This is a genomic window from Paraburkholderia sp. RL17-373-BIF-A (assembly GCF_046030175.1).
Lineage (GTDB): Bacteria > Pseudomonadota > Gammaproteobacteria > Burkholderiales > Burkholderiaceae > Paraburkholderia.
In genome coordinates, this window is the sequence record NZ_JARESO010000021.1 from 43,206 (window position 1) to 67,058 (window position 23,853).

General features: G+C 65.0%; 22 protein-coding genes. 9 read left to right on the top strand and 13 right to left on the bottom strand.

Annotated features, from left to right (window positions below):
* Nucleotides 1-13 precede the first annotated feature (13 nt).
* The 13 genes from P0D80_RS24985 to P0D80_RS25045 all read right to left on the bottom strand — a co-directional run bounded on the left by P0D80_RS24985 (nt 14) and on the right by P0D80_RS25045 (nt 14,908).
* Nucleotides 14-2,599: an ABC transporter permease gene (locus tag P0D80_RS24985; RefSeq protein WP_408287212.1), complete on the bottom strand. Its 2,586-nt coding sequence runs from the start codon at nt 2,597-2,599 to the stop codon at nt 14-16.
* On the bottom strand, nt 2,596-3,207 hold the full coding sequence (locus P0D80_RS24990) for a DUF4126 domain-containing protein (protein ID WP_007175644.1): 612 nt from the start codon (nt 3,205-3,207) through the stop codon (nt 2,596-2,598). The genes P0D80_RS24985 and P0D80_RS24990 overlap by 4 nt, the downstream gene beginning before the upstream one ends.
* Nucleotides 3,208-3,463: 256 nt before the next feature.
* Nucleotides 3,464-3,784 (bottom strand): quaternary ammonium compound efflux SMR transporter SugE, encoded by a 321-nt coding sequence (sugE, locus tag P0D80_RS24995; RefSeq protein ID WP_132375282.1) that lies wholly within the window; start codon nt 3,782-3,784, stop codon nt 3,464-3,466.
* A gap of 153 nt (nt 3,785-3,937) precedes the next feature.
* Nucleotides 3,938-4,636, bottom strand: a complete 699-nt coding sequence (gene kdpE / locus P0D80_RS25000) for a two-component system response regulator KdpE (RefSeq protein ID WP_132375283.1) — start codon at nt 4,634-4,636, stop codon at nt 3,938-3,940.
* A complete protein-coding gene (locus P0D80_RS25005) occupies nt 4,629-7,463 on the bottom strand; it encodes a DUF4118 domain-containing protein (RefSeq protein WP_408287217.1) in 2,835 nt (944 codons plus the stop codon). Before P0D80_RS25005 ends, kdpE begins: the two co-directional genes overlap by 8 nt.
* A gap of 183 nt (nt 7,464-7,646) precedes the next feature.
* Nucleotides 7,647-8,225 carry a potassium-transporting ATPase subunit KdpC gene (gene kdpC, locus P0D80_RS25010; protein ID WP_132375285.1) on the bottom strand — a complete coding sequence of 193 codons (579 nt, stop codon included), beginning with the start codon at nt 8,223-8,225 and terminating at the stop codon, nt 7,647-7,649.
* A 27-nt stretch (nt 8,226-8,252) separates the two neighbouring features.
* A complete protein-coding gene (gene kdpB / locus P0D80_RS25015) occupies nt 8,253-10,337 on the bottom strand; it encodes a potassium-transporting ATPase subunit KdpB (RefSeq protein WP_408287220.1) in 2,085 nt (694 codons plus the stop codon).
* Between the two features lie 56 nt (nt 10,338-10,393).
* Nucleotides 10,394-12,199: a potassium-transporting ATPase subunit KdpA gene (gene kdpA, locus P0D80_RS25020; RefSeq protein WP_408287223.1), complete on the bottom strand. Its 1,806-nt coding sequence runs from the start codon at nt 12,197-12,199 to the stop codon at nt 10,394-10,396.
* Complete coding sequence (gene kdpF, locus P0D80_RS25025) at nt 12,196-12,288, bottom strand: K(+)-transporting ATPase subunit F (RefSeq protein WP_011487462.1); 93 nt, start codon at nt 12,286-12,288, stop codon at nt 12,196-12,198. The genes kdpA and kdpF overlap by 4 nt, the downstream gene beginning before the upstream one ends.
* Entirely contained in the window at nt 12,285-12,398 is a 114-nt protein-coding gene (locus P0D80_RS25030) for a potassium ABC transporter ATPase (RefSeq protein WP_132375289.1), read from the bottom strand. The genes kdpF and P0D80_RS25030 overlap by 4 nt, the downstream gene beginning before the upstream one ends.
* 253 nt (nt 12,399-12,651) lie before the next feature.
* Entirely contained in the window at nt 12,652-13,626 is a 975-nt protein-coding gene (locus tag P0D80_RS25035; RefSeq protein WP_408287226.1) for a quinone oxidoreductase family protein, read from the bottom strand.
* Nucleotides 13,627-13,675: 49 nt separating this feature from the next.
* Nucleotides 13,676-14,065, bottom strand: coding sequence for a methylglyoxal synthase (locus P0D80_RS25040; RefSeq protein ID WP_132375292.1), 390 nt, complete (start codon nt 14,063-14,065; stop codon nt 13,676-13,678).
* 63 nt (nt 14,066-14,128) lie between these two features.
* A complete protein-coding gene (locus P0D80_RS25045; protein ID WP_132376945.1) occupies nt 14,129-14,908 on the bottom strand; it encodes an SDR family oxidoreductase in 780 nt (259 codons plus the stop codon).
* 288 nt (nt 14,909-15,196) lie between these two features.
* Here P0D80_RS25045 and upp point away from each other — a divergent pair, with 288 nt between their 5' ends.
* The 9 genes from upp to rng all read left to right on the top strand — a co-directional run bounded on the left by upp (nt 15,197) and on the right by rng (nt 23,836).
* Nucleotides 15,197-15,847: a uracil phosphoribosyltransferase gene (gene upp, locus P0D80_RS25050; RefSeq protein ID WP_011487457.1), complete on the top strand. Its 651-nt coding sequence runs from the start codon at nt 15,197-15,199 to the stop codon at nt 15,845-15,847.
* 464 nt (nt 15,848-16,311) lie between these two features.
* Entirely contained in the window at nt 16,312-17,040 is a 729-nt protein-coding gene (locus tag P0D80_RS25055) for a YebC/PmpR family DNA-binding transcriptional regulator (protein WP_408178029.1), read from the top strand.
* Nucleotides 17,041-17,274: 234 nt separating this feature from the next.
* A complete protein-coding gene (gene purD, locus P0D80_RS25060) occupies nt 17,275-18,573 on the top strand; it encodes a phosphoribosylamine--glycine ligase (protein WP_408287231.1) in 1,299 nt (432 codons plus the stop codon).
* Between the two features lie 272 nt (nt 18,574-18,845).
* Nucleotides 18,846-19,769: an oxygen-dependent coproporphyrinogen oxidase gene (hemF, locus tag P0D80_RS25065; protein WP_408287234.1), complete on the top strand. Its 924-nt coding sequence runs from the start codon at nt 18,846-18,848 to the stop codon at nt 19,767-19,769.
* A 16-nt stretch (nt 19,770-19,785) separates the two neighbouring features.
* On the top strand, nt 19,786-20,535 hold the full coding sequence (locus P0D80_RS25070) for a nicotinate-nucleotide adenylyltransferase (RefSeq protein WP_408178071.1): 750 nt from the start codon (nt 19,786-19,788) through the stop codon (nt 20,533-20,535).
* 4 nt (nt 20,536-20,539) lie between these two features.
* Nucleotides 20,540-20,998 (top strand): ribosome silencing factor, encoded by a 459-nt coding sequence (gene rsfS / locus P0D80_RS25075; protein ID WP_132375298.1) that lies wholly within the window; start codon nt 20,540-20,542, stop codon nt 20,996-20,998.
* 46 nt (nt 20,999-21,044) lie between these two features.
* Complete coding sequence (gene rlmH / locus P0D80_RS25080) at nt 21,045-21,515, top strand: 23S rRNA (pseudouridine(1915)-N(3))-methyltransferase RlmH (RefSeq protein ID WP_091795971.1); 471 nt, start codon at nt 21,045-21,047, stop codon at nt 21,513-21,515.
* Between the two features lie 212 nt (nt 21,516-21,727).
* Nucleotides 21,728-22,357, top strand: coding sequence for a Maf family protein (locus tag P0D80_RS25085; RefSeq protein ID WP_408287238.1), 630 nt, complete (start codon nt 21,728-21,730; stop codon nt 22,355-22,357).
* A gap of 9 nt (nt 22,358-22,366) precedes the next feature.
* On the top strand, nt 22,367-23,836 hold the full coding sequence (gene rng, locus P0D80_RS25090; protein WP_012432329.1) for a ribonuclease G: 1,470 nt from the start codon (nt 22,367-22,369) through the stop codon (nt 23,834-23,836).
* The last annotated feature ends 17 nt before the right edge of the window (nt 23,837-23,853 follow it).

Sequence of the window (23,853 nt, forward strand, 5' to 3'; positions counted from 1 at the left end):
CCGATAAGAAAAATCACGCGTCCCGCAGCGATTGCAACGCCGGCCGCGCCAGCACATGCCGCAAGCTCAGCCAGCCGCCCACGCCGGCACACGCGATGCCGGCGGCAATGCCTGCCGGCAACAACCAGGGATTGAAACTCAGATAGAACTCGAAGACGCGCGTCGCCAGCACGTAGCCGATGGCCTGCGCGCCGGCCGCCGCCATCAGACCCGCCAGCGCGCCGACCGCGACGAACTCGGCGATCTGCACCGCCCGCACCTGTCGATGCGACGCGCCCAGCGCGCGCAGCAGCGCGGATTCTCGCATACGCTCATCGCGCGTGCCGGCAAGCGCCGCGTACAGCACGAGCACGCCCGCCGCGAGCGTGAACGCGAACAGGAACTGCACCGCCCCGATCACCTGCTGCAAGACGCGCTGCACCTGCGCGAGAATCGGCCCGGTGTCGATGGCGGTGAGGTTCGGATAAGTGGAGATCAGGCCGTCGATGGTCGACTGTTTCTCCTGCGGCAAATGGAAGCTCGTGATGAACGTCGCCGGGAAATCCTGCAAAGCCGCGGGCGGCATCAGCACGAAAAAGTTGACCTTGAACGAACCCCAGTCGAGCTTGCGTACACTCGTGACCGGCGCGTCGATCTGCAAGCCGGTCACGTCGAAACGCAGCATGTCGCCGGGTTTCACGTTGATCAGCTTGGCGAGTCCTTGCTCGATCGAAATCTGCGGCGTTTTCGTGTCGCCGTACCATGTGCCGGCGGCGAGACGGTTGTCGTCGGGTAGCTCGGTCGTGTACGACAGATTGAATTCGCGATCCACGAGACGCTTGGCGTCGTCGCCCTTGAACGCGTCCGGATTGACCGGCTTGCCGTTGATCGCCGTCAGCCGTCCGCGCACCATCGGTGCGAGCACCGTACCGGGCACGCCATGCGTGCTCAGATATTGCGTGACGGCGTCGCGCTGGTCGGGCTGGATGTCGATTATGAATTCGTTGGGCGCATCGGGCGGCGTCGATTTACGCCAGCCGGCCACGAGGTCGTTGCGCGTCATCGCAATCAGCAACAGACACATCAGGCCGATGCCGAGCGCGGTGATCTGCAATGCGCTCGCGCTGCTGCGCCGTTCGAGCGACGCCAGCGCATAACGCCAGCCGATGCTCGCATTCACGCGCTCGCTGCGCACGACGCGCGCCGCGCCCCATAGCGCGAGCCGCGCGATGCACGCGAACACCAGCATCCCGCCCGCGAAGCCGCCCGCGACGATCCCGCCGAGCTTCAACTCGCCTGCCGCGATGATCAGCAGCGCGGCGAACAGCGCGATGCCTAGCGCGTAGGCCGCCCACGCCGTGCGCCCCGCTTCGCCCCATTCGCGGCGCAGCACGCGCACCGGCGGCACGCGCGTGAGCGGCAACAGCGGCGGCAACGCGAAGCCCAGGAGCAGCACGAGACCGGCCGCGATGCCTTCGAGTGCCGGCCATACCGTCGGATACGGCAGCGCGACGTCGATCAGACTGCCGAGCCACGTGAGCAGCGCGAGATGCCCGAGGTAACCGAGCGCCACGCCCAGCGCGCCGCCAATCAAACCGAGTCCGACGAATTCAAGCGTGAAGAGCGCACGCAGCGTCGACTGACTGACGCCAAGGCAACGCATCGCCGCGCAGCCGTCCAGATGACGGCGCATATACCGATGCGCGGCCATTGCAATCGCCACGGCCGCCAGCAAGGCCGTGAGCAGCGAGACGAGCGTGAGGAAGTGACTCGCGCGGTCGAGCGTCTGGCGCACTTGCGGCTGTCCGTCCTGCAGCGATTCGAGCGCGACGCCGCGCATCTTGCCGCCGTCCACCCGCTCATGCGCGAACTGCGCGAAACGCGCCACCGATTCGTCCGGGCCCGCGACCAGCAAGCGGTACGTCACACGGCTGCCGTAGGTGACGAGGCCGGTCGACGGCACGTCGTCGGCACGCAGCATCAGGCGTGGCGAAAAGTTGACGAACGAGAAACCGCGGTCGAGTTCGCGCGTGATCACCGCGCCGATCGTGAAGTTGCGACCGCCGACTTTCACCGCGTCGCCGACATGCACCTTCAACGCGTCGAGCAGCGCCTGATCGACCCACACGACGCCCGGCGGCGGAATCGACTGCGCCGGATGGTCCGCCGCGCCCGGCGCCGACGCGATGCGCAGCGCGCCGCGCAGCGGATAACCGGGCGACACGGCTTTGATCGCGGCAAGCCGCGAGACCGGCTGTGCGCCGGTCGAATTGATCATGCTGGGAAAGATCGCCGTGCTGGCGGTATTCAGACCGAGCGCTTTGGCTTGCCCGGCGAATTGCGGATCGACCGGATGATCGGCCCGCACGATGAAGTCGGCGGCAATCATGCGCCGCGCGTCGCGCTCTAGCCCCTGGTGCAGACGGTCAGCCAGAAAGCCGACGCTCGACAAAGCCGCCACGGCCAGCACCAGCGCCAGCAGCAGCATCGTCAGCTCGCCCGCGCGCCAGTCGCGCGCCGTCATGCGAATGGACTGGCGCACCAGATCCATGCCACCGAACCGGCGCGTCGTCGTCGGTAAAGCCCTGCGCGCCGTGGAACCCCGTACCGTATCGCTCAATCGTGCCTGCTCCTGGCAAAGCGCGACACCATGTGCGTCGCCATGCCGCGAAAACCGCCCTGCACCCCACGCCAGAGCCGCGGCAATGCCCAGCCGGCCAGCATCAGGAAGCCCACCATCAACACCAGAAAGACGAGCGGCACGAACAGCGCGAGCAGCATGCCGCCGAACACGAGTCCGTCTTCAGCGGTCGAGGTCACGACATTCGACACCGGTTCCGGCGACAGATTGATCAACGCGCGCGTGCCCGCTTTAGCAAGGTGCGCCGTGCCCGCCAGCGTGCCGCCCGCGAGCGCGGCCACGGTCAACAGCGCCGGATCGGCATGGCCGAGCGCGCCGGCTGCCAGCACGGCGCCCGCCGGAATGCGGATGAAGGTATGGACCGCGTCCCACAGCGAATCGAACGCGGGGATCTTGTCGGCGAGAAATTCGGTGACGGTCAGCACGCCCGCCACACCGATGACCCACGGCGAGGACAACGCGGACAGCGTATCGGGAAGATGGACGAGGCCGAGACGGGCGAATACGCCGGCCAGCAGGACCGTCAGATAGAGGCGCAGACCGCTGCCCCATGAGAGGCCCGCAGCGAGCGAAAGTGATTCAAGCATGGCCGCCTCCGGGCGCGCTGTGCGTGCCGGGCGCTTCGACGGGCCACGAAAGGGGAGCCGCACTGAAGTCGTCAGACCCGCGCCAAGCCGGCCGCGCCAAATGGGCCGCGGACAATTTCAGGTTGGATTCGATCTCATTATAGCCACGTTAATTCGCAGAACGCAGAGCGGAGAATAAATGGCGAGACTGATTGGGCGCCGGCCGGGCATCGGCGGACTCGGCGAATGGGCCCGGCAGCGGCATGCAATGCGGGGCTCAATGCCCGGAAGATAGCTTCAATCCGATCAGTCCGACCACGATCAGCGCCGCGCTGGCGACCCGCGCGACGGTCAAGGCCTCGCCCATCATCACGATCCCGAAGATGAACGCGCCGACCGCGCCGATCCCGGTCCACACCGCGTACGCCGTGCCGAGCGGCAATTGGCGCATGGCCATGGCGAGCAGCACAAAGCTGCCAAGCGCAGTCACCACCGTGAACACGGACGGCCAGAGCCGGGTAAAACCTTCGGAGGTTTTGAGACCGGCCGCCCACGCGACTTCGAGCAAACCGGCAATCAACAGAAGAATCCAGGACATGAGACAGCTCCATGGTCAGATGGGGCCGTCCCCGTTTGTGAAACCGCAAGGTCGTCCTTACGAACTGTAATTATACCAAAGCCGTTCAGGCGCCGCCGGCAGCGGGCCGCCGCAAGCAAGCGCACCGCGCCGTCGCAAATTAGCCACACAGCCTCAAACCGCGCCTACCAGCCGGTATCCGACACCCGTTTCCGTAATGATGTGCTCCGGCTGCGCCGGGTCGCGCTCCAGCTTGCCGCGCAGATGCGCCATATAGATGCGCAGGTAGTGATGGCTCTCGACATGCGACGGCCCCCACACGTCGCGCAGCAACTGGCGGTGCGTCAGCACGCGGCCGGCATGGCGCACCAGCGTGGCGAGCAGCCGGTATTCGATCGGCGTCAAATGAACGACAGCGCCGTCGCGGCTCACCTGCCGCAGGGCCAGATCGACTGTCACCGTGCCGAAGCGCACCTGTGGCGATTCGTTGGCGCCGCCTTGATTGCGCCGCCGCATATGCGCGCGGATCCGCGCCAGCAGTTCGGACACGCCGAACGGCTTGGTGAGGTAGTCGTCCGCGCCGGCATCGAGCGCGGCGACTTTTTCGCTTTCCTGGGTGCGCGCCGACAACACGATCACCGGCAGCTCGCTCCAGCCGCGCAGTTCGCGGATGACGTCGAGTCCGTCGGTGTCGGGCAGGCCGAGATCGACGATCACCAGATCGGGCTTGCGCGTCGCGGCTTCGACGAGACCCTGCTTGCCGGTTTCGGCATCGTGCACGACGATGCCCTCGCCTTCCAGCGCCGTTCGCACAAAGCGGCGAATCTGCTTTTCGTCTTCGATCAGGACGACGGTGATGCTGGGGTCACTCATGGCTAGGCTTGGAAAGCGGGTTAAGAGTTGAATCGCTGCCGGTATCGACGTGAGTCAAGGAATCGGCGCCCTCGTCTTCCATGGAATCCGGTGCGTCGGGCGGCGTCTCCACCGGCAGCGTGAACCAGAAGCGCGCGCCTTCGACACGGCCGTCCGCCGACACGCGATTGAGCGCGCCGATTGTACCGCCGTGCGCTTCCACGATCGCGCGGCAGATTGCGAGCCCCAGGCCGATGCCCGGCTTGGCCGACTCCTTCTCGCCGCGCGTGAATTTCTCGAACACGCGCGCTTCCATGCCGACGGGCAGCCCCGGGCCGCTATCGTCGACGCTCACGCGCACGAACGACTTGCCGTCCGCGTCGAGACGCTGCGCGCCGATCGTCAGCGGCGTGGCCGGCGCCGTATATTTGGCGGCGTTTTCGAACAGATTGGAGAAGAGGCGCTCCATCAGCACGGCGTCGAGGTGCAAGAGCGGCAGATCAGCGGGCAGTTTCACCTGCACCGGATGATTCGCCAGTACGCGCTTGCACGCGCGCAGCGCGGCGCCCACCGTCTCTTCGAGCAGCGTCCATTGCTGATTCAGTTGCAGACTGCCCGCCTGCAAACGCGCCATGTCGAGCAGATTCGTGACGATGCCGGTCATGCGCAGCGCTTCCTCGTGAATCGCTTCGACCAGCTCGCTGTTGGGCTGCGCCTCGGGCGCTTGCGCCAGCATCGACGAGAAGCCGACGATGGTCGTCAACGGCGTGCGCAGATCGTGCGAGATCGCCGACAACAGCGAGTTGCGCAGACGCTCCGACTCCATGTTGACGAGCGCATCGCGCGCGATGTCGACGTAATGCACCCGCTCCAGCGCAAGGGCGATCTGCGCGGCGAACGCGTCGAGCATGCGCTGCTGCTCGGGCACGTCGAGCTCGCCCTCGTCGCGCATCACCACCGCGAGCACGCCACGCGTGCGCATCGGCGCCTTGAGCGGCAGGTAGAGCGCGGCGGCGGCCGGCAGCGTGTCGGTGCCGTGGCCGGCCGGCTTCTGTTGATCGTAGACCCATTGACCGACGTCGCTATCGAGCATCTCGCCTTCGAGCGTGATCGCCGCGTCGGGATCCTCGATCTTCTGCTTCACTTGATCGACGCTGTCCGGCAACAGAATCGCAACGCGCGCGCCGAACACCTCGCTCACATGACGGCTGCCGATGCCGACGATCTGTTCCGTGGTCAACGCCGCGGCCAGTTCGCGCGCCATGGCGTACATCGCGCCGGTGCGCTGCTCGCGGCGCCGAGCCACGCTCGCCTCGCGGCGCAGGCTCGAAGTCAGATGGCTGATCACCAACGAGGTCAGCAGCATGCCCAGGAAGGTCAACAGATACTGCGTGTCGGAGACCGACAGCGACATGCGCGGCGGCACGAAGAAGAAATCGAACGCGGCCACGCTCATGAACGACAGCACCACGCCGGGTCCGCGTCCCAGCCTCACCGCGGCGAAGATCACGCCGAGCAGGTACAGCATGACGAGATTGGTCAAATCGATATGATCGATCAACTGGCTCGACAGCAGCGTGATGGCCGCGCAGATCAACAGCGCGAAGCCGTAGGCGCGCGGCGGCGAGCGGCGTTCGCGCGCCGCGCTCAGCGCCTCGCGCCATGCGTTCGCGGTGGTGTTCAACAGATGGCGATGCTCGCCGCCGTCGCGGTCGGACGAGGCGCGAATCAGCGTGAGATCGAGATCGGCCGTTTTCTCGGCGATACGCTCGCCGAGCGGCCGGCGCAGCCAGCGGTTCACGCCCGTGCGCGCCGACGCGCCGGCCACCAGCTTCGACACGTTGCGCGCCTGCGCGTAGCCGATCAACGCGACGGCCGCGTCGGCGGCCGCCAGCGTGGCGGTTTCGGCGCCGAGTTCGGCGGCGAGTTTCAACGCGTTCAGCGTGCGTTCGCGGCGCGCATCCGGCAAACGCTGCAGCGCCGGCGTCTCGACATAGACTGCAATCCAGTCGGCCTTCAGGCTGGCGGCGAGACGCGCCGCCGCGCGCACCAGCATCGGTGCTTCCGGGCCGGGGCCGACGCACACCAGCAAGCGCTCGCGTGCTTGCCAGATACGCTGGATCGAACGGTCGGCCCGATATTCACGCATCTGCGCATCGACGCGATCCGCGGTGCGGCGCAGCGCCAGCTCGCGCAGCGCGATCAGATTGCCTTTGCGAAAGAAGTTGCGCACCGCGCGCTCGGCCTGCTGCGGCATGTACACCTTGCCGTCGCGCATCCGGTCGAGCAGTTCCTCGGCGGGCAAGTCGACCAGCGTGACTTCGTCGGCGCGATCGAACACGCGATCCGGCACCGTCTCCCAGACGCGAATGCCGGTGATCTGGCCGACCACGTCGTTCAGGCTTTCGAGGTGCTGGACGTTGACCGTCGTATAGACGTCGATGCCCGCGTCCAGCAGTTCATACACGTCCTGCCAGCGTTTCAGATGGCGCGCGCCCTGCACGTTCGAGTGCGCGAGTTCGTCGACGAGAATCAGCTGCGGCTTGCGGGCGAGCGCGGCGTCGAGATCGAACTCGCCGAGCTTGCGGCCGCGATATTCGATATGCGCGAGCGGCAGCACGTCGAGACCGTCGAGCAATGCCGCGGTTTCAGTGCGGCCATGCGTTTCGGCGATGCCGACCACCACGTCCGCACCTTCATCGTGACGCCGGCGCGCGGCCTGCAACATCGCATAGGTTTTGCCGACGCCCGCCGACGCGCCGAAAAAAATCTTCAGCCTGCCTCGCTGACGTTTTTCTTCGTCGCGTTGCAGCTTGTCGAGCAACTCATCGGGATCGGGGCGGTTCATGCTCAATGGTTTTCATCGTTGGGCGAGCGGCGGTGTATGCATGGTGGCACGGCGGCGGCCCGGCCGCAAATAGCGGCCACCGTACACCGCGGTCACCGTACATGGCGTTGCGCCGTCAAAAGGCAAAGGCGGAGTCGCGCGGACGCCGCCTTTGCGAAGCGAAGCGCTGCCGCGTTTCGTCGATCAACCGTGCTTCATCTCGTCCAGCGCCAGATTCAGTTCCAGCACGTTCACACGCGGCTCACCCAGAATGCCGAACTGACGACCGCTCGTATAGCGATCCACCAGCGCCTGCACGTCGTTCGCAGCGAGCTTGCGTGCCTTGGCGACGCGCTCGATCTGATAAGCCGCAGCCGCCGGGCTGATCTCGGGATCGAGCCCGCTGCCCGACGACGTCACCAGATCGACCGGCACCGGCTTCGACATATCCGTGCCGGCTGCCTTCAGCGCGTCGATACGGCCTTTGATTTCGTCGAGCAGCGCCGGGTTGGTCGGGCCGAGATTCGAACCGCTCGAACCCTGCGCGTTATACGGCATCGGGCTGGTGGCCGACAGGCGGCCCCAGAAGTATTGCGGCGCATCGAACTGCTGGCCGATCAGCTTCGAACCGACCACCTTGCCGTCCTGCTCGAGGATGCTGCCGTTGGCCTGATCGTTGAAGGCCGCCTGACCGACGGCAGTCATCACCGCGGGATAGGCAAGTCCGGTGACGGCGGTGAGCACCGCGAAAATCACGATCAACGGACGGAACAGATTTTTCATGATGAATAATTCCTCTTGAACTAGCGCTTAGACCCAACCGAACGCGGCCAGCACCATATCGATCAGCTTGATGCCGATAAACGGCACGATGATCCCGCCCAAACCATAGATCAGCAGATTGCGGCGCAGCAGGATCGCCGCGCCCAGCGCGCGATAGCGCACGCCCTTGAGCGCCAGCGGAATCAGCAGCACGATGATCAGCGCGTTGAAAATCACCGCCGACATGATGGCCGAGGCCGGCGTGGCCAGGTGCATCACGTTCAGCGCATTCAGCGCCGGATAGGTCGTGGCGAATGCGGCCGGAATGATCGCGAAGTACTTGGCGACGTCGTTGGCAATCGAGAACGTGGTGAGCGAACCGCGCGTCATCAGCATCTGCTTGCCGATCTCGACGATCTCGATCAGCTTGGTCGGATTCGAATCGAGGTCGACCATGTTGCCCGCTTCCTTCGCGGCCTGCGTGCCGGTGTTCATCGCCACCGCGACGTCGGCCTGCGCGAGCGCCGGGGCGTCGTTGGTGCCGTCGCCGGTCATCGCGACGAGGCGCCCTTCGGCCTGGTGCGCGCGGATCGTGGCGAGCTTCGCTTCCGGCGTGGCTTCGGCGAGGAAATCGTCGACGCCGGCTTCCGCGGCAATCGCCGCCGCAGTCAGGCGGTTATCGCCCGTCACCATGATGGTCTTGATACCCATCTTGCGCAGTTCGGCGAAACGTTCCTTGATGCCGCCCTTCACCACGTCCTTCAACTCGATCACGCCGAGCACGCGCGCGCCCTGCTCGCCTTTCTCGGCGACCACCAGCGGCGTGCTGCCGCGCCGTGCGACTTCGGCCACGGCGTTGCTGACTTCGTTGGGGAAACGGCCGCCGTTGGCTTCGACATAGTTCTTGACCGCATCGGCCGCGCCCTTGCGGATTTCACGGCCCGGCAAATCCACGCCGCTCATGCGCGTTTGCGCGGTGAACGCGAGGAACGTGGCATGCAACGAGGCCATATCGCGTTGGCGGATGTTGAAGCGCTGCTTCGCCAGTACGACGATGCTGCGGCCTTCCGGCGTTTCGTCGGCGAGCGACGACAGTTGCGCGGCATCCGCGAGCGCTTCTTCCGTCGAACCCGGCGCCGGCACGAATTGCGAAGCCTGGCGATTGCCGAGCGTGATGGTGCCGGTCTTGTCGAGCAACAGCACGTCGACGTCGCCGGCCGCTTCGACCGCGCGGCCCGATGTGGCGATCACGTTCGCCTGCATCATGCGGCTCATGCCGGCCACGCCGATCGCCGACAACAAACCACCGATGGTGGTCGGAATCAGACACACCAGCAGCGCGACCAACGCGGTGATCGCCACCACGTGGCCGGCCTTCGCGGCTTCGACCGAAAACATCGAGAACGGCAGCAGCGTGGCGGTGGCCAGCAGCATCACGATCGTCAAGGCGACCAGCAGAATCGTCAGCGCGATTTCATTCGGCGTTTTCTGACGCTTCGCGCCTTCCACCATCGCGATCATGCGGTCGAGGAACGCCTCGCCCGGATTCGCCGTGACGCGCACGACGATCCAGTCCGACAGCACGCGCGTGCCGCCCGTCACCGACGAAAAGTCGCCGCCCGACTCGCGGATCACCGGCGCGGATTCGCCCGTGATCGCCGATTCGTCGACCGACGCGACGCCGTCGATCACTTCGCCGTCCGCCGGGATCACGTCGCCGGTTTCGACCAGCACGACGTCGCCCTTGCGCAGATCGGAAGCCGTCAGAATGCGGATCGGCGACTTCGGATGCGGCTCGTTGAGCTTCTTGGCCATCACGTCTTTCTTCGCGCTGCGCAGCGACGCCGCCTGGGCCTTCGAACGGCCTTCGGCGAGCGCTTCCGCGAAGTTGGCGAACAGCACCGTGAACCACAGCCACAAGGTGACCGCGAGAATGAAGCCCGCGGGCGCCTCGGCCTGGCCGCCGAGCGCGGCGATCCAGAGAATGGTCGTGAGAATGCTACCCACGTACACGCAGAACATCACCGGGTTGCGGAACTGCGTGCGTGGCGTGAGCTTCTTGAAGGAGTCCACGATCGCCGGGCGCACTAGCGCCGGGTCGAACATGGACCGGGTTGCATTATGTTCAGTCATTGAATCCTCGAATTTCCCGTTTGCGCCTGTTCAGTCGTTGGATCGCAAGGGTCGCCTCAATGCGCGCCCATCATGATCAGATGTTCGACACCAGGACCGAGCGCGAGCGCAGGCACATAAGTCAGCGCGCCGACCAGCAGCACCGTGCCGAGCAACAGCACGACGAACAGCGGGCCGTGCGTGGGCAGCGTGCCGCCCGTCACGCCGATGCGCTTTTTCGCGGCCAGCGAGCCGGCAATCGCGAGCACCGGAATGATCGTGCCGAAGCGGCCGAACCACATCGCGATCGCCGTGAGCCAGTTGTAGAACGGCGTGCTCACCGTGAGACCCGCGAACGCGCTGCCGTTGTTATTGGCCGCCGAGCTGAACGCGTAGAGGATTTCGGAGAAACCGTGCGCGCCGGGGTTGGCGATGCCCGCCTTGCCCGCGTCGCTCAACACCGCGATCGACGTGCCGACCAGCACCAGCAGCGGCGTGAGCAGCACGACGATCGACACCATCTTCATCTCGTACGCTTCGATCTTCTTGCCGACGTATTCCGGCGTGCGGCCGATCATCAGGCCCGCCACGAACACGGCCAGCATCGCGAACACGAGCATCCCGTACATACCGGAACCCACGCCGCCGAAGATCACTTCGCCGAGTTGCATCAGCAGCATCGGATAGAGGCCGCCGATCGGCGTCAGCGAGTCATGCGTGTTGGCAACCGCGCCGCACGAAGCCGCGGTGGTCGCAACCGTGAAGATGCCCGACTGCGCGATGCCGAAGCGCGTTTCCTTGCCTTCCGCATTGCCGCCCGACTGCAGCGCATTGGCCGACTGGTCGACATGCAATGCGGTGATGGCCGGATTGCCGCCCTGCTCCGAGCTGATCTCGCCGAACACGCAGACCGCAAACGCGATCGTCATGGTGGCGAGCACGGCCACGCCCTGCTTGCGGTCGGCGATCATGCGGCCGAACACCAGCGCCAGCGCCGCGGGGATGATCAGGATCGAGAAGATCTGCAGGAAGTTCGAGAACGGGGTCGGGTTTTCATACGGATGCGCCGAGTTGCCGTTGAAGAAGCCGCCACCATTGGTGCCGAGCATCTTGATCGCTTCCTGCGAAGCAACCGGGCCCATCGCGAGCGTCTGCGTTTTCACCGGCGTATCGACGGTCACCGGGTTGCCCTTGGCGTCCTTCACCGGATTGCCTTGCGCGTCGAGTTTCGGCGCGGCATACGTGGTGGTTTGCAGCGTCGGCACGTCCTGATAGGCCTTGAAGTTCTGCACCACGCCCTGGCTCATCAGCAGAGCCGCGACGATGACCGACATCGGCAGCAAGACATAGAGCGTCACGCGCGTGATATCGACCCAGAAGTTGCCGATGGTTTGCGCGGTGTGACGCGCGAAGCCGCGAATCAGTGCGATCACCACTACGATGCCGGTGGCCGCCGAAAGGAAGTTCTGCACGGTGAAGCCGAGCATCTGCGTCAGATAGCTGACGGTTTGCTCAGGCGAGTAGTCTTGCCAGTTCGTGTTCGACACGAAACTGACGGCCGTGTTGAACGCGCCGTCGACCGTCATCGGGCCGAACTGCTGCGGGTTGGCCGGCAGCCAGCCTTGCACGCGCAACAACACATAGAGGAACGCCACGCCGAGCACGTTGAACGCGATCGTGGCGATCGCATAGTGCTTCCAGCTCATTTCCGTCGACGAATCGACGCCCGCGATGCGATACAGGAAACGTTCGACGGGACCGCCGAAGCGGACCACGCGCGAGCTGCCGTCCATCACGGCGCTCAGATAGCGGGACATCGGCACCGCGGCTGCCAGCAGCACGACGATGAAGAGGCCCGCTTGCAGGACATTGTTCGAGTTCATTCAATGTCCTCCGCGCGCAACAGCGCATAGACCAGGTACACAAACAGCAACGCGGTCGCGGCGCCGGACAACCAGAGAATCCAGTTCATGAGCGCGCTCCCTGCCCACGGCGAAACTGCATCAACTTCTCGCAGCCGATAATCAACGCGAAGGTCAGCGCGGAAAACAGCACCAGCCCCCCGACATACAGCACATCCATTTTTGGTCTCCATTCACGGACTTTGGATAGCCGCAACGTTATGCCGATCCGTGTAAAGGGCTGGTCAAAGATGGGGGGGCGTATATAAAAATTGCGTAAACGGACAAGGCCGTTCCATCCTGCGATGGAACGGCCTTGTGCCTGCTGGGCGTGGTTTTGCGGCATGCCGCGCCGGTTCGGCTCCGGCCCTGGCGCGAGCTCGAATGAGCGCGGTTTTTATACGACGGCTGCCGTCGCGCTCACGTCATGGGCGTTACGGCAGCAGCACCGTCGAGCCCGTCGTGCGGCGCCCTTCGAGGTCCGCGTGCGCGCGGCCGACATCCGAGAGCGCATAACGCTGATTGATGCTCGTCTTGACCTTGCCCGACACCAGCACGTCGAACAATTCGGTGGACATCGCCTCGTAGTCGCTGCGTTTGGCTATATAAGTGAAGAGCGTCGGGCGCGTGAAGAACAGCGAACCGCGTCCGGCGAACTCCGACGAATCGATCGGCGGCAACGGCCCCGACGCATTGCCGAAGCTCACGAACATGCCGAGCGGCGCAAGGCAATCGAGCGAGGCCGTAAACGTGTCTTTACCGATCGAGTCGTACACCACCGGCACGCCCGCGCCGTTGGTAATCTCGCGCACGCGCTTGGTGAAGTTCTCGCGCGTGTAGACGATCGCGTGATCGCAGCCGTGCGCCGTGGCGATCTCCGCTTTTTCATCCGAGCCGACCGTGCCGATCACCGTCACGCCGAGCGCCTTCGCCCACTGGCACACCAGCAGACCCACGCCGCCCGCCGCGGCCTGAATCAGGATCGTGTCGCCGGCTTTCACGGGATACGTGCGGCGCAGCAGATATTGCGCGGTCAGGCCTTGCAGCATCACCGAGGCGGCCTGCTCGTCGCTCAGGGCGTCGGGCACCTTCACGACCTGCACGGCCGGCAGCACGCGCTCCTGCGCGTACGCACCGGGCGGACGCCCCACGTAGGCGATGCGATCGCCTACCTTGAGGCCGGTCACGCCCGAACCGAGCGCCGTCACTTCGCCGGCCGCCTCCATGCCGAGACCGCCCGGCAACGGCAACGGATACAGACCCTTGCGGAAGTACACGTCGATATAGTTCAGCCCGACCGCCGTCTGCCGGACACGGATCTCGCCCGCGCCCGGCTCACCGACTTCGACGTCGACCCACTTCATCACTTCGGGGCCGCCGGTTTTATCGAATCGGATTGCTTTGACCATCATGTCTCCTTGAGGTTGGGTGTCGCTTGATCGGGTCGAGAGTGCGAGCTCAAATCTGTTGCGTGAGACGCAAGGTCAACGAGTCGAGCACCATGCGCGCCGTCGAAATGTTGGTCGCGCACGGAATGTTGTGCACGTCGCACGCGCGCACCAGCGCGTTGATGTCCGGCTCGTGCGGCTGCGGCGTCATCGGGTCGCGCAGAAAGATCACCATGTCCACGCGTCCTTCCGCGAGTTGCGCGCCGATCTGCAGGTCGCCGCCGTGCGGGCCGGACAACATGCGTTCGACCGAGAGCCCGTGCGCGTCGGCGATACGCCCGCCGGTCGTGCCGGTCGCCACGATGTCGCAGCGCCGCAGCGTGTCGACGTATTCGCCGGCCAGTTTGACGATGTCGTCTTTTTTATGATCGTGCGCGATCAGCGCGATACGGGTGGTCATGACGTAAGACTCCTGAAACCGTTGTGATTGTCGTTGTTGTGGTGATGCTTGAATGCGGGCCGTTCAGAAGGTGCCCGGATAGGCGCCGCCGTCGATCAGCAAGTTCTGCCCGGTGATATAGCCGGCATGCACGCTGCACAGGAAGGCGCAGGCGGCGCCGAATTCCTCGCGGGTGCCGAAGCGGCCGGTGGGGATCGTCTTCGTGCGCTGCGCGCGCGCCTCGTCGACGGAAATGTTTTGCGCCTTGGCTTGCGCCTCGAACGTGACGCCGATGCGGTCGGTGTCGAACAGACCCGGCAGCAGGTTGTTGATGGTCACGCCGGTGGGCGCGACCTTGCGCGCGAGTCCCGCGACGAAGCCGGTCAGCCCGGAGCGCGCGCCATTGGACAAACCGAGCACGTCGATCGGCGCCTTCACCGCCGAACTCGTGATGTTGACGATGCGCCCATAACCGTTCGCGCTCATCGAATCGATGGTCGCGCGAATCAGCTCGATCGGCGTGAGCATGTTGCTCTCGAGCGCGCGGATCCAGTCGTCATGCGTGAAGTTGCGGAAGTCGCCCGGCGGCGGACCGCCCGCGTTGTTGACCAGAATGTCCGGCTGCGGACAGGCGGCGAGCGCCGCGGCGCGGCCTTCCGGCGTGGTGATGTCGCAGGCCACCGTCTTCACTTCCACGCCGCTTTGCTTGCGAATCTCCGCCGCGGTCGCCTCCAGCGTCTCAGCGGTGCGCGCGACGATCGTCAGGTTGACGCCTTCGGCGGCAAGCGCTTCCGCGCAGCCGCGCCCCAAACCCTTGCTGGCCGCGCAGACCAGCGCGGTGCGTCCTGCGATTCCCATGTCCATCAATGTTCTCCTCGTGAAAGTGTGCCTCGTGAGAAACGCCGGGCCGTCCCAAGTTTTCTGCGCCTAGGCGTCTGGCGCGAAGCGACAGCTCTGGATGCCCTCTCGCGGCAAAGTTTCCCCGATTCTAGAAGAATCGGTGCCGGACTGCGCCGGGCCGCTGCAATCTCCGGTATCTTCGGGCGGCACTCTTTCGGTAAACTTGCGCCGTGGCGCGTCCGCCAGCCAGCCGGTTCACCGGCCGTGCGGCGCGCCGAACCGATCCCTCTAGCCGCCCCGTGCGCACCCGCCATGACCCAGGACAGCCGTTTTCCCAATCTCTTCATCCTCGATCACCCGCTGATCCAGCACAAGCTGTCGCATATGCGCGACCGGGATACCTCGACTCGCACGTTCCGCGAACTGCTGCGCGAAATCACGTTGCTGATGGGCTACGAAATCACCCGCAATCTACCCATGACCACGCGCCGCCTGACCACGCCGCTCGTCGAGATCGACGCGCCGGTGATCGCCGGCAAGAAGCTGGCGATCGTGCCGGTGCTGCGGGCCGGCATCGGCATGTCGGACGGCCTGCTGGAGCTGGTGCCGTCGGCGCGGGTGGGCCACATCGGCGTGTATCGCGCCGAGGACCATCGGCCGGTCGAATATCTGGTGCGCCTGCCCGACCTCGAAGACCGCGTGTTCATTCTGTGCGATCCGATGGTCGCGACCGGCTACTCCGCCGTGCACGCGGTCGACGTGCTCAAGCGCCGCAACGTGGCCGGCGAGAACATCCTGTTCCTGGCGCTGGTCGCCGCGCCCGAAGGCGTGCAGGTGTTTCAGGACGCCCATCCGGACGTCAAGCTGTATGTCGCCTCGCTCGATTCGCATCTGAACGAGCACGCGTACATCGTGCCGGGTCTCGGCGACGCCGGCGACCGCCTGTTCGGCACGAAAAATTGAAAGCGGCCTGAAAACTGCGTGACGGCGAGCATCAGACGCTGCTGTTGCGCACTTTTCACAGCGTTTGCCGCTATCTCGCCCTCTGCCGCACCCCCGCGGCGTGATAAAATTCGAATCCGCTCAAAGAGCGGCTCAACTCGCACCACCGCCTGGCGCACCGCGCCTTTCGCGGGGCCTGGCAGGCCGGCGCGGCGTTTGCCGCGTGCCAGCCGCACCGCCCCGTTCCAATCGCGCTGCCAACCCGCGGGCCCGCTAGCCGGGCCCGGCTGGGCGTGATCAGGCTCGCAACGCTTGGTTGCGCACGGTTACTCACAGGCGGTAGCAACGAACAGTTGAGCCGGACAGTCAGGCAGCGGACGGTTTGACATCGAGGCGCAAAACACGCAAACACGCGCAAGCGCCCGGCATCGCAACGACAATTGCACAATGCGTGCGCCCCACTGGCGCGCGCGATGGAGAAAGGTATGGCGGGTCATTCGAAATGGGCCAACATCAAGCATAAGAAAGCAGCGGCCGACGCCAAGCGCGGCAAGGTCTGGACGCGGCTCATCAAGGAAATCCAGGTCGCGGCTCGCATGGGCGGCGGCGACATCGACTCGAACCCGCGCCTGCGGCTCGCCGTCGAAAAGGCGTACGACGCCAACATGCCGAAAGATAACGTCAACCGCGCGATCCAGCGTGGCGTGGGCGGTGTTGACGGCGCAAGCTACGAAGAAATCCGCTACGAAGGCTACGGCATCGGCGGCGCGGCGGTGATCGTCGACACCATGACCGACAACCGCACGCGTACGGTGGCGGAAGTGCGTCACGCGTTCTCGAAGAACGGCGGCAACATGGGCACGGACGGCTCGGTGTCGTTCATGTTCGATCACGTCGGCCAGTTCCTGTTCGCGCCCGGCACGCCGGAAGACAAGCTGATGGAAGCCGCGCTCGAAGCCGGCGCCGACGACGTCGTCACGAATGAAGACGGCAGTATCGAAGTGCTGTGCCCGCCGAACGATTTCCCGAAGGTGAAGTCCGCGCTGGAAGCCGCGGGCTTCAAGGCCGAGCTGGCCGAGGTGACGATGAAACCTCAGACGGAAGTCGAGTTCACCGGCGACGACGCGGTGAAAATGCAGAAGCTGCTCGACGCGCTGGAGAATCTGGACGACGTGCAGGAAGTCTATACAAACGCCGCGATCGCCGACGAATGAGCGCGCCCCGGCGGCGCGTGGCGCGTGGGCTCGTGTCGAGCCGCGCCACCCTCTGCCGGTTGACCCTCGCGTCGTTGCTGAGCGGACGTGCGTGTGGTTTTGCACCGCGCTTCCACCTTGGGTTCGCACTGTGCCCTGCGCCGTCACCGGCAGCGGGCCCAATGCGAACCTCGTTATTCCACGGCTGAGCGTGCTGCGTCAGCCGTTTATGGTTTTTAAGTCTCGGGGATTCACATGAAGTTACTCGTCGTCGGTTCCGGCGGTCGCGAACATGCACTCGCATGGAAGCTCGCGCAATCGCCGCGGGTTCAGCTCGTCTACGTGGCTCCTGGCAACGGCGGCACCGCCCAGGACGAGCGTCTGCGCAACGTCGACATCACCGAGCCGGCTGCGCTCGCCGATTTCGTCGAAAGAGAACAGATCGCCTTCACGCTGGTCGGGCCGGAAGCGCCGCTGGCGGCCGGCATCGTCAATCTGTTCCGCTCGCGCGGTCTGAAGATTTTCGGGCCGACCAAAGAAGCCGCTCAGCTCGAAAGCTCGAAAGACTTCGCCAAGGCGTTCATGAAGCGCCACGCGATCCCGACGGCCGAATACGAAACCTTCGCCGACGTCGCCGCCGCACACGCGTATCTCGACGCCAAGGGCGCGCCGATCGTCATCAAGGCCGACGGCCTCGCCGCGGGCAAGGGCGTGGTGGTCGCGCAAACGCTGGAAGAAGCGCACGCCGCGGTCGACATGATGCTGTCGGACAACAAGCTCGGCGATGCCGGCGCGCGTGTCGTGATCGAGGAATTCCTCGCCGGCGAGGAAGCGAGCTTCATCGTGATGGTCGACGGCAAGCATGTGCTGCCGCTCGCTTCGAGCCAGGATCACAAGCGCCTGCTCGACGGCGACCAGGGGCCGAACACGGGCGGCATGGGCGCCTATTCGCCCGCGCCGATCGTCACGCCGCAACTGCATGCCCGCGTGATGCGCGAAATCATCCTGCCGACGGTGCGCGGCATGGAGAAGGAAGGCATCCGCTACACCGGCTTCCTGTACGCTGGTCTGATGATCGACGCGCAAGGCAACCCGAAAACGCTCGAATTCAACTGCCGCATGGGCGACCCGGAAACGCAGCCGATCATGGCGCGTCTGAAGGGCGACTATTCGAAGGTGGTCGAGCAGGCCATCGCCGGTACGCTCGACACGGTGGAACTGGAGTGGGATCGCCGCACCGCACTCGGTGTCGTGCTCGCCGCGTACAACTATCCGGACACGCCGCGCAAGGGCGACCGCATCAACGACATTCCGGCTGAAACCGCGGATTCGGTCACGTTTCACGCCGGCACCACGTTGGCGGACGGCAAGTTGACCACCTCGGGTGGCCGCGTGCTGTGCGTGGTCGGTCTGGCGGATTCGGTGCGCAGCGCGCAGTCGGTCGCGTACGAAACGATCAACCAGATCTCGTTCGACGGCATGCAGTATCGTCGCGACATCGGCTACCGTGCGTTGAACCGCAAGCACGACGCCAAGACCGAAGGCAAGCACTAAGCCATGACCCCACTCGCCCGCGTGCGGCGCCAACGGCGCTACACTGCGGGTTTTCGGCCGGTTTGACCGCGGTCACCGCGCCCATCGCAGCATGTGGGCCGATATGGGCCGATGCAGGCCCGACGTGGCCTGACCAGGGCGGCAGTATCCCGCCCGGCGCGAAAAACTGAATGGCCGCGCCTTCGCAGGTTCCACCCTGACGCGGGCCCGGCCGTCGCCCTTCACGAAGAACCCGCGGCACGACGAGCGTGCCGCCCTCAGCATCTGCATTCATGACCGATTCGAGCTACGACGCACAGGCCGTGCGCAGCTGGCTGCAAGGCCTGCAATCGCATATCGCGGACACGCTCGGCGCGTTCGACGGCACGCCGTTCGCAACCGACGCATGGCAGCGCGTCCCCGGCGAGAAGCTGCGCGGCGGCGGCTGCACGCGGATTCTGGAAGGCGGCAATTTCTTCGAGCGGGCCGGCATCGGTTTCTCGGATGTCGCGGGCGACGCCTTGCCGGGTTCGGCGAGCGCGGCGCGGCCGCAACTGGCCGGGCGGGGTTTCGAAGCGATGGGCGTGTCGCTCGTGCTGCACCCGCACAATCCGCACTGTCCGACCGTGCATATGAACGTGCGTCTGCTGATCGCGACCAAGGCCGGCGAAGAGCCGGTGTTCTGGTTCGGCGGCGGCATGGACCTCACGCCGTACTACGGCTACGAGGAAGACGCGCAGCATTTCCATCGCACTTGCCGCGACGCGCTGCTGCCTTATGGCGAGGACCTGTACCCGAGTTTCAAGCGCTGGTGCGACGAATATTTCTTCCTCAAGCACCGCAACGAAGCGCGTGGCATCGGCGGGATTTTCTTCGACGATTTCTCGGCGCCGGGCTTCGACCAATCGTTCGCGATGCTCAAGAGTGTCGGCGACGCGTTCCTCAAAGCGTACCTGCCGATCATCGAAAAGCGCCGCAGCATTCCGTACGGTCAAGCCGAGCGCGATTTCCAGGCTTACCGGCGCGGGCGCTACGTCGAGTTCAATCTGGTCTTCGACCGTGGCACACTGTTTGGGCTGCAGAGCGGCGGACGCACCGAATCGATCCTGATGTCGATGCCGCCTGTGGTGAACTGGCGCTACAACTGGCAGCCCGAGCCGGGCACGCCGGAAGCGCGTCTTTATAGCGATTTTCTCGTGCCGCGCGAGTGGCTGTGACGGGCCGCGCCCGCGCATCACTCGAATCGTCACGACAAAGGATCTTCACCTGAAGCCGAACGCTCATCCTGTTGCCCTGCCTCGCCGGATCGGACTGCTCGGCGGCACTTTCGATCCGATCCACGACGGCCACCTCGCGCTCGCGCGGCGTTTCGCGCATGTGCTGAAACTGACCGAACTCGTGCTGCTGCCGGCCGGCCAGCCTTGGCAAAAATCGGACGTTTCGCCGGCCGTGCATCGCCTTGCCATGACGCGCGCGGCGGCCAGCGAACTGGTGTTGCCGGGCGCGACCGTGCGTGTCGCGACCGACGAAATCGATCACGACGGCCCGACTTACACGCTCGACACGCTGCAACGCTGGCGTGAACGCGAAGGTGAGGACGCCTCGATTGCGCTCCTGATCGGCGCGGATCAACTAGTGCATCTCGACACATGGCGCGACTGGCGGCGCCTGTTCGAGTTCGCCCATATCTGCGCGGCCACCCGGCCCGGCTTCGACCTCGCGTCGATTCCACCGGCGGTCGCTCAAGAAATCGACGCGCGCCGTGCCCGCGCCGACGTTCTGCAAGCCACGCCCTGCGGCCACTTGCTGATCGATACGACGCTTGCGTTCAACGTTTCGGCCACCGACATTCGCGCGCATCTGCGCGAGCAGGTGAACCGGCGGCTTGCCCTCGCGGGCGGCGAACAGCAAGACCAGGCGGCGAGCCATGTCCCCACCGCGGTGTGGGACTATATTCTTCAACATCATCTGTACCACCGGTAACCCCATGGATATTCGCAAACTGCAACGCGTGATCGTCGACGCTCTCGAAGACGTCAAGGCGCAAGACATCAAGGTGTTCAACACCAGCCACCTGACCGCGCTGTTCGATCGCGTGATCGTCGCGAGCGGCACCTCGAACCGGCAAACCAAGGCGCTCGCTTCGAGCGTGCGCGAGAGCGTCAAGGAGGCCGGCGGCGACATCATCAGCACCGAAGGCGAGGACATCGGCGAATGGGTGCTGGTGGATTGCGGCGACGCCATCGTGCACATCCTGCAGCCGGCCCTGCGCCAGTACTACAACCTCGAAGAAATCTGGGGCGACAAGCCGGTGCGCATCAAGCTGTCCACGCCGGACCCGTTCGGTGGCGCGCGCTCGAGCGAACCCGATGAAGACGAGGACGAGGACGAAGCAGCGCCGGCCGTGAAGAAGCCCGCGCGCAAGACGGCCGTACGCCGCAAGTAAGCGGGCTTTGGCCGGCTTACGGTAATCGTCCGCGACTCTCTTCGTCATGAAACTGCATATCCTCGCCGTCGGCCACAAGATGCCGGACTGGATCGCCACAGGCTTCGACGAATACGCGAAGCGCATGCCGCCCGAGCTGCGCATCGAACTGCGCGAAATCAAACCCGAGCAGCGTTCGTCGGGACGGCCGGCGGAAAGCGTGATGGCCGCCGAGCGGCTGAAAATCGAAGCCGCGTTGCCGAAGAACGCGCGCATTGTCGCGCTCGACGAACGCGGCAAGGACTGGACCACCATGCAGCTCGCCGGCGCCCTGCCCGGCTGGCAGCAGGACGGCCGCGACGTGGCGTTCCTGATCGGCGGCGCCGACGGGCTCGATCCCGATCTGAAAGCGCGCGCCGATATGCTGCTGCGCGTCTCCAGCCTGACTTTGCCGCACGCGATGGTCCGCGTGCTGCTTGCCGAACAGCTTTACCGCGCGTGGACCATCACGCAAAATCACCCCTATCATCGCGTGTGAGCGAACGAGGCGGCGTGTGTAGCGCGCGGCTTTGTCGCGTGTTGCCGCGCGCGCTTACCTGGCGCTTTCCGTCGCATCGCCTGCGCTGAGTGAATCGCATGTCGACGCGCGTGTTTTTGTGCGCGCGGCGATAGCGTTCACGACACGCTGATCGACGCTCGACCGGCACGCTCGCCGAACCCTCATACAATCCGCTTCATCGAGACCTGTTCATGTCCACGTCCGCCGCTTCGCTGCATCCGTTCGTCTATCTCGCTTCGCAGAGTCCGCGCCGCCAGGAGCTGTTGCAACAGCTCGGCGTGCGTTTCGAACTGCTGCTGCCGCGTCCCGATGAAGACGCGGAAGCGCTCGAAGCCGAGCTGCCCGGCGAGCGCGCGCACGACTATGTGCAGCGGGTGTGCGTCGCCAAGGCGCATGCGGCACGCGCGCGCCTCGTGGCCGGCGGCCATGCAGCGCGGCCGATTCTGGTTGCGGATACAACCGTCACGATCGACGACGCGATTCTCGGCAAGCCCGTCGATGCCGACGACGCCGTCGCGATGCTCAAGCGCCTCGCCGGCCGCGACCACGAAGTGCTGACGGCCGTGGCCGTGGTCGATGCCGAGGGCGCATTGCTGCCGGCCGCGCTATCCGTGTCGAAGGTGCGTTTTGTTGCACTGCACGCAGACGCGATTCGCCGCTATGCGGCGAGCGGCGAGCCGCTCGGCAAGGCGGGCGCGTATGGAGTGCAGGGGCGCGCCGCGGAGTTTATCGAGCATATCGACGGGTCCTATTCAGGTATCATGGGTTTGCCGCTTTTTGAATGTGCTGCCCTCCTGCGTGCAGCGCGCATCGACTTCTAAAATAACACCATGAATGAAGAAATCCTGATCAATGTCACGCCGCAGGAAACGCGCGTCGCGCTGGTCCAACAAGGCGCCGTCCAGGAACTTCACGTCGAGCGAACTCTGTCGCGTGGCCGCGTCGGCAACGTCTATCTCGGCAAGGTCGTACGCGTGTTGCCGGGCATGCAATCCGCCTTCATCGACATCGGTCTCGAACGCGCCGCATTCCTTCACGTCGCCGACATCTGGCATCCGCGCATTGCCGGCGAACCGCAGCATCAGACGCCGCATCAACCGATCGAGAAAATCGTCTTCGAAGGGCAGACGCTGATGGTGCAGGTCGTGAAGGATCCGATCGGCACCAAGGGCGCGCGCCTGTCCACGCAAGTGAGCATTGCCGGGCGCACGCTCGTGTATCTGCCGCAGGAGCCGCATATCGGCATCTCGCAGAAGATCGAGAGCGAAGCCGAACGTGAAGCCGTGCGTGCGCGTCTGACCGCCGTGCTGCCCGCCGACGAGAAAGGCGGCTACATCGTGCGCACCATCGCGGAAGATGCGACCAGCGAAGAGCTGGCCGGCGACGTCGCGTATCTGCGCAAGACGTGGGCGACGATTCTGTCTCAAGGGCAGCGCATGCCGCCGACGAGCTTGCTGTATCAGGATCTGAATCTCGCGCAACGCGTGCTGCGCGATTTCGTCAATGACGAATCGTCCCGTATTCAGGTGGACTCGCGCGAGACGTATCAGATGCTGGCGGATTTCGCGGCCGAGTTCACGCCGGCAGTGTCGTCGAAGCTGCACCACTACACCGGCGAGCGGCCGCTCTTCGATCTATACAACATCGAGGCGGAAATTCAGCGCGCGTTGTCGCGCCGGGTGGATCTGAAGTCGGGCGGTTATCTCGTGATCGACCAGACTGAAGCGATGACGACCATCGACGTGAACACCGGCGGCTATGTCGGCGCGCGCAACTTCGACGATACGATCTTCAAGACCAACCTCGAAGCCGCGCACACCATTGCGCGGCAATTACGTCTGCGCAATCTGGGTGGCGTGATCATCATCGACTTCATCGATATGGAGAATGTCGAGCATCGTGATCAGGTGCTGGGCGAACTGAAGAAGGCGTTGTCGCGCGATCGCACGCGTGTGACGGTGAATGGGTTCTCGCAGCTCGGGCTTGTCGAGATGACGCGCAAGCGTACGCGTGAATCTCTCGCGCATGTGTTGTGTGAGCCTTGTCCGGTTTGCCAGGGGAAGGGGCAGGTCAAGACGCCGCGTACGGTGTGTTACGACGTGCTGCGCGAGATTCTGCGTGAGTCGCGCCAGTTCAATCCGCGCGAGTTCCGCGTGGTGGCGTCGCAGCAGGTGATCGATCTGTTTCTCGAGGAAGAGTCGCAGCATCTGGCGATGCTGATTGATTTTATTGGGAAGCCGGTGTCGCTGCAGGTGGAGTCGAATTTGAGTCAGGAGCAGTACGATATTGTGCTGATGTAGGTTGGTTGACGTCGCGC